Annotated in this window: 6 protein-coding genes; all 6 read right to left on the bottom strand. The window is 43.8% G+C overall.

What is annotated here, in order from left to right; genetic code table 11:
- Window positions 1-154 precede the first annotated feature (154 nt).
- Window positions 155-1,030: a DMT family transporter gene (locus FTV12_RS13765; protein ID WP_180012368.1), complete on the bottom strand. Its 876-nt coding sequence runs from the start codon at window positions 1,028-1,030 to the stop codon at window positions 155-157.
- Between the two features lie 60 nt (window positions 1,031-1,090).
- Window positions 1,091-1,510 (bottom strand): hypothetical protein, encoded by a 420-nt coding sequence (locus tag FTV12_RS13760; RefSeq protein ID WP_034169654.1) that lies wholly within the window; start codon window positions 1,508-1,510, stop codon window positions 1,091-1,093.
- 14 nt (window positions 1,511-1,524) lie between these two features.
- Window positions 1,525-1,737: a YheV family putative zinc ribbon protein gene (locus FTV12_RS13755; protein ID WP_171064841.1), complete on the bottom strand. Its 213-nt coding sequence runs from the start codon at window positions 1,735-1,737 to the stop codon at window positions 1,525-1,527.
- A gap of 40 nt (window positions 1,738-1,777) precedes the next feature.
- Window positions 1,778-3,817: a M3 family metallopeptidase gene (locus tag FTV12_RS13750; RefSeq protein WP_180012366.1), complete on the bottom strand. Its 2,040-nt coding sequence runs from the start codon at window positions 3,815-3,817 to the stop codon at window positions 1,778-1,780.
- A gap of 83 nt (window positions 3,818-3,900) precedes the next feature.
- The gene (locus tag FTV12_RS13745) at window positions 3,901-4,482 is read right to left on the bottom strand and encodes a hypothetical protein (RefSeq protein ID WP_180012364.1); all 582 of its coding nucleotides are present in this window, start codon (window positions 4,480-4,482) and stop codon (window positions 3,901-3,903) included.
- A gap of 78 nt (window positions 4,483-4,560) precedes the next feature.
- On the bottom strand, window positions 4,561-7,008 hold the full coding sequence (gene rnr / locus FTV12_RS13740) for a ribonuclease R (RefSeq protein WP_180012363.1): 2,448 nt from the start codon (window positions 7,006-7,008) through the stop codon (window positions 4,561-4,563).
- Window positions 7,009-7,129: the final 121 nt, after the last annotated feature.

Genomic DNA, 7,129 nt, shown 5'->3' with positions numbered 1-7,129 from the left:
CTCATGAAATACGGTATTCTGATGTGACAAAACCTGAATCCTGGTCGTTAAAGTGTTTGTTTGCACTCATATTTTAACTGTTAGGACTCAGGTTTTTTTATTTAAAGCAAACTATGGGACAGCAGTGCCTTCGGGTGCTTTTTTTATTGTGGCCTTAACGCAGCCTAAGCTTATTTTGTAAAACAGGACTACACAGTAAAATCCCACAAAAAATCAGCCCTAATCCGAGCAGGCTATAGAGATCCGGAACTTCCTGCCAGAATAAATAGCCCCATAAGCCAGCGAAGAAAATCGCAATATAGTTCACTGGTCCAATCTGACCAGCAGGTGCCAGTTTATAAGCATTGGATAGAAATAACTGGCTGGTATTTGCCAATAAACCGGCTGCAATTAAATAACCGAGTTCAGTCAGGGTATAAGGACGCCAATGCCAGAACATTGGAATCATGAAAATCAGGGTGCCGATCAGACAGAAATAAAACACAATTCGTTCTGGTGGTTCGGTCTGGGTCAATGCGCGAACCGTGACAAAAGCCATAGCAGCCAAGAAGCTGGCACTCAAGCCAATCACAGACATTAGGTTAAATAAACCGGAATCAGGCTTAGCTACGCACAACACGCCAATAAAACCGATCGCAGCAGCCAGTAACATGCTTTGAGTGACTTTTTCTTTTAGAAACAGCCAAGCAATCAGCGGAATAAAAATTGGTGAGGAATAGGTAAAGACCATGGCATTGGAGAGCTTTAAATGTGCAATGGCATAGAAAAATCCATACATCGCCGTCAGACCTGCGACAGAACGCCAGGTGTGCATCCAGAGTTTTTCAGTTTTAAAAAAGTTAATGCCTTTATTGAAGATTAAAGGAAGAAAAATAAACAGGCCGACAAAATTCCGGAAAAATACCACAGTGGCATTGTCAACGGTGTGTGAGGCGAAGCGGATACAGACGCCCATGACTGAAAACAAAAAAGCGGAACAGGTCAGAAAGACAATTGCCTTAACCAGATGCGAGGGGGAGGCTACACTCATGAGGGAACTTAGCTAGAAAATCTGTGGATATTCTAGCTGAAAATCCCTAACTCATTCTGACTATTGTGCCAGTTGTGCTTCGAGTAACTTGATTTGTTCCTCTTTGAGTTTAATCAGCTCATCCGCATCACTATGCTGTTGCTTCAGGCTTTTTTCCTGCTCATTGAGCTGTTGCTGAATATCTTCCAGTTTGGCAATTTCTTCTTTCGCCAAAGTGGCATTTTCAGTGACTTCTTCTCTTATAATAGAGGCATCGACCAAGACATTTTCAGAAGTAGGCACAATTTCTTCCGGTTCAGGTTCTGCTTTAGGTGCAGCTTGTGTCACCGGTGCGTGCATCAAGTCACCCTGATGTGCCGGTAATGTTTCATTTTGCGTGAGAAAAAACTGTGTAATTATTAAAACAGCAATAATCACAACAATTAATCCACTCACTATTCCCCATAAAAGTTTAGGATTTTGTCGATGATCTAGAGTCATTTAGGTTCCCGAAATTATTCTTTTGGCTGACGGGGTTTAAACTGAATCACACCAATTTCATCCGGAACGGCTGGTGACTCAGGTTCCTCGATATGGGTAGGACGGTTTTCTTCATACCCACATTCGATACATTCAATCCATTCAGCTTCACCAGAGGTCAGCATAACGATCCGATCCAACGCCTGACATTTAGGACATTTTGCGCCTGCAATGAAACGACGTTTGATAGCCATCATACTCACCCTGTGATTTACTTAAAAACGTAGTTTAAGCGTTTTTAGAGCGGTTCGTCCAACCTTGATGACGTAACAAAGCATCTATTTTTGGCTCGCGTCCGCGGAAATTGATAAATGCGTCAAGTGCTGTATCTTTTCCGCCAACTGCTAGAATTTTTTGTCTAAACTGCTTTCCGGTTTCAGTGTTAAAAATTCCTTCTTCTTCGAAGCGATCGAAGGCATCACTGGCCAAAACTTCTGCCCATTTATAAGAATAATAGCCCGCTGCATATCCACCCGCGAAGATATGACTGAAGCTGTGCTGGAATCGGTTATATGCTGTAGTAGGTAAAACGGCATATTTTTCACGAATCTCGTTTAAGGTTGCCTGAATCTGTTCAGCACTCAATGCCGGATTGGCACGGTGAATGGTCAGGTCGAATAAAGCAAATTCCAGCTGACGCAAAGTTTGCATACCGGACTGGAAGAAACGGGCATCTAATAAAGCTTTTAACAAGTCAGCAGGTAAGACTTCCTTGGTTTCGATATGTTCGCTGAGCAGGTTTAAACTGTCCTGATCCCAGGCCCAGAATTCCATAAACTGGCTTGGTAGTTCGACAGCATCCCAATCCACGCCATGCGTACCAGCCACGGCAATATTGTCCACCTCTGTCAGCATATGATGCAGACCGTGACCAAACTCATGAAACAGGGTAATCACTTCATCATGAGTCAGTAGTGCAGGGCGGTTACCCACAGGTGGAGTAAAGTTTGCTACCATATAACAGATTGGTTTTTGCAGGCCTTCAGCAATTTGCATGCGTGAACGGAAGCCGCTCATCCAGGCACCGCCACGTTTGCCCTGACGTGCATAGAGATCGAAATAGAAACCGCCAATCACTTCGCCCTGATCTTCCAGTTCAAAATAACGCGTATCTGGATGCCAGACTGGCGCTTCACGTTCAACCACCTGAATGTCATATAAACGTTTCAGGATACTGAACAGGCCTTGCAGAATTTTTGGAGCCGGGAAGTAGGGTTTTAGCGATTCCTGAGACAGATTAAACTGCTGCATTTTCAGCTTTTCAGAATAGTAACTGCTGTCCCAGGGCTTTAATTCAGTAATACCATCTTTAGCAGCAATGGCTTTCAGTTCAGCCACTTCCTGTTTAGCAGGCGCACGGGCATGTTCCGCCAGATCACGCAGGAATTCATCGACAGCTTCGACATTTGGCGCCATTTTGCTGGCCAGCGAATATTCGGCATAGTTATTAAAGCCTAATAGTGCTGCCATTTCCTGACGTAATTTCAGGATTTCTTCCATGATGGCTGTATTGTCAAATTCAGTCTGTTCGGACTGATCTGACGCGCGTGTGGTATAGGCTTTATAGAGTTCTTCACGCAGGCCACGATCTTCGGCATGAGTCATAATTGCCAGATAAGACGGGAAATCTAAAGTGGCAACCGGCTGATCCAGTTCACGTTGCTGGCCATACTGTTTTAAGAGTTCAATATTGCTTTCAGACAGGCCCGCTAATTCTTCTTCCTTAAGCGGTCTGAAATAAGCTTGAGTTGCATCCAGTACATGATTGGAGAAATCTGAGGAAAGTTGTGACAAACGTGCAGAAATTTCTGCATAGCGTTTTTTGGCTTCACCCTCTAGAGCCACACCTGACAATTTAAAGTCACGTAGCGCCAGTTTAATTGCACTTTGCTGAGCTTCCGGCAGTTCATTGAAGACCGGTGCATCCTGTACATGCTGATAGGTTTGATATAGCGCCGTATGCTGGCCCAACTGGGTATAGTAATCACTTAGACCCGGTAATAATGCCTGATAGACATCACGGGTTTCACTATTATTCATGACTGCGTTGAGATGCGACAAAACACCCCAGGACTCGCTCATATTATTTTCTAGCGTGTCGACCTGTTTCAGAACAGCAAGTTGTTCCTGGACAGTATCAGGTGTCTGGTTCAGTTCATTTAGAAATTGCAAACCTTGCTGAATGCAGTTTTCAATTTTTTGTTTAAGATCTGCCAGCGTAATCTGATCGAATTGTGGAACGGGTAAAGTTGCTTTTTCTAATGTCATGTCGTTTCTGCCGAAGTCATTTCCTGTGTTAAATCTAGATGTAGGGCTTATTGGCAGGGAAATCAAGCATACGACGGTATTATTTATTCGACTTCAGACTGGATCCTGATCTCTTCAATCTCATGCACAATGCTGCCTAAATTACTTGTTGTAAGCTTAAGCTGTAGTTCAACGGGTTTATTTTGATAAAGCAGAAACTCAGAAGCAGATAACTCCATAACCGGTAAATGTCTATATTCTGTGTCAAAGGCATAAGAGATATGATTTCGAACACCTTTGAATTTCCCAGCCTGAGTAGTAATCGAAATACTGTTAGTTTCGCCTGTCAGCTTCGTATAAAGATAGGGTGGATAGGTGGTCAGATTAATCCAAAGTGCTGAGATCATGACCGAAGGAAAGATAAAAAGACTATAAAAATTGGGGCACTTTCTGAAATTACGCCAATGATAAGGTGGAAACCATAAACCATGCTGTTTGAGTCTTATAAAATACAGCAATATTCCAATACATATGACACAGCTTATAATCAATGCAAAATAATTCGTAAGTGGCGTTGCTACAAAATTAAAATACTTGAGTGCAATAAAGTCACTGAGGATCAAAATCGTAAAAATTAGAATCGCATAGATATGTAAATGCTGTTTATTATTTGATGCAATAAGCATGATATTTTTTTAGTCGTTATTTAACTGCATTATAAAATAAAAAGAGCGCCGTAGCGCTCTTTTTATGATCATCAGAAATTATTCAGTCTTGGCTTTTGCATTCGACTTTTTCTTTTTGATCTTGGCTTTTTTCTTTACTTTATCTTTAGCCTTTGCTTCAGACTTTCCTGCAGATTTTTTAGCAGGCTTTTTGCTGTAGGAACTGGGCTTGGATTTGTCTTTTTTGCGTCGTATGGGCTGTTCTCCATCATCACTGGGCTGGGCTTTTTGCGCACACTCATGATTATTGAAGACTTCCTCTTTTGCTTCCGGACGTGGTGCAGGTTTTTTTTCTGCGACACGTGGAGCACGGGCGCGAATTGGACGACCCGCATGAGTCAGTTGCTGGATCAATTCAAAGTCAATTTTGCGTTCTTCCAGATTGACTCCAGCGACCTTGATCTTGACTTCATCACCCAGACCAAAGATCTGGCCACGGTTCTGGCCGACCAGACTCTGGCTGCTTTGATCAAAGACAAAGAAGTCATCGCCCAACTGGCTAACATGCACCATACCATCGACATAGAGGTCTTTCAGCGTGACAAACAAACCAAATTCAGCCGTTGCACTGATAATTCCGACGAACTCTTCACCAAGATGTTGCTGCATATAGTGACATTTCAGCCAGGTCGTTACAGAGCGGGAGGCTTCATCAGCACGGCGTTCTGTCGCTGAGAAATGCTCACCGGCATCATCTAAAGATGCACCTGAAATTGGATATGGCTTTTTACTCAAATGAGCTTTGATAGCACGATGTAATAACAGATCCGGGTAACGGCGAATTGGAGAAGTGAAGTGTGTATACGCTTCATAAGCCAGACCAAAGTGACCAGCATTGTCGGCACCGTAATAGGCCTGCATCATGGAGCGTAATAACACGGCATGAATACTTGGCGCATCAATCCGGTCTTTGGTCGCTTCAATCACCGCTTGATAGTCAGCTTGGGTTGGCTGTTCCGGGAATGGCAGACCCAGCAGTTTCACGAAATCACGAACTTTCTGGATACGTGAGAACTCAGGGGGTTGATGCACCCGGTACAGCATCGGTATTTCATTTTTCAATGCATATTCAGCTGCTGCAACGTTGGCTAGCAACATACATTCTTCAATCAGCTTATGCGCGTCATTGCGGGTACGTGGCAGAATCTCATTAATACCACCCAGCTCATCGAAAGTCATATAGGTTTCAATGGTTTCGAATTCCATCGCATTACGTTCAGCACGTAAGCCTTTTAGAATCTGATACAACTGGAACAGGGTATTTAGTGATTTACGTACACTACGATCTTCAGTGATTGCTGTACTGTCACCTTCAAAATACTTCGCGACCTGATCATAGGTCAGACGTGCCTTGGAATGCATGACTGAAGGATAGAATTCATACCCAGTGACTCGGCCAGCACGTGACAGTTTCAGGTCACAGACCATGCACAGGCGATCGACATTCGGATTTAATGAACACAGGCCATTAGAGAGTGCTTCAGGCAACATTGGTAAAACGAAGTGTGGGAAATACACGGATGTCCCGCGTTCTTGCGCTTCATCATCCAGTGGTTTGCCCGGACGTACATAATGACTCACATCAGCAATTGCCACGACGACACGATAACCACCGCCCGGACGTTTTTCTGCATAGACCGCATCATCAAAGTCACGTGCATCTTCCCCGTCAATGGTGACAAGCGCTAAATCACGTAGATCGACACGGCCGTCACGGTCTTTGGCAGAAGGCTCTTTAAAGCTTTCCGCTTCTTTCAAGACTTCTTCAGGGAATTCATATGGCAGGCCATATTCCAGAATCGTCTGTGGAATGATGATTTCGGTATCGGCTTTGTCTGCCATCGACTGCACAATATGGCCAGTCGCAAATTCTTCTTTGGTTGGGTAGGTATCAATTGCCACGCGGATTGAATCGCCGACTTTGACCTGGGCATGCTCGATCAGCTCTTTTTCTAGAGTAATAGGCTGATGTGCATTTGGATTAGCTGGCTGAACAAAATATTCGCCTTCATATTCAGACACTTTACCAATGATCTGTTTGACACGATGCTGCAAAACCTCGGTAATAAAGCCCCAGGCCTTACCTTTGCGGTCTACTGAGGTCTGACGGACTTTGACACGGTCACCGTTAAAGACCTGACGCAATTCACGTTCAGGTAAGAGCAGGTCATCTTCACCTGAAATATTGGCTGTGCCGCTTCCCTTGGAGTTGATATATACCGTTGCTTCATGCTCAGGCTGTTCCGCCGCGATCTGGAACTTGTAACCGTCTTTCATCAATTGCCCGTCACGTACCATCGCAATCAGACGATGGCTCAGGGCATCAATACTTTTTTGATCGGCAATTTCAAAATATTCCACCAGGTCAGCATGGGACAGGGCAGTTTTTTCTTCTATAGTTTCGAGAATCAGGGTACGGCTTGGAATAGGGTTGTCATAACGTTCGGCTTCAGCTTTTGCTTCAGGATCGACCCAATTTTTCATCATATCTTTAAAGTGTCCTTGGAGATAGGTTTAGCATAAGTCATGTCAGTGCAGACTGCACGTAAATGATTGCAATAATCTGTTTAAGTTTTCGATTTTTGGCTAATTTTAGATAACTGGAAAT

Origin of the sequence: Acinetobacter sp. YH12233 (assembly GCF_013417725.1) — a bacterium.
Taxonomy (GTDB): domain Bacteria; phylum Pseudomonadota; class Gammaproteobacteria; order Pseudomonadales; family Moraxellaceae; genus Acinetobacter.
Note: the sequence above shows the minus strand (reverse complement) of the source record. Positions and strands in the feature narration are given on the sequence as shown.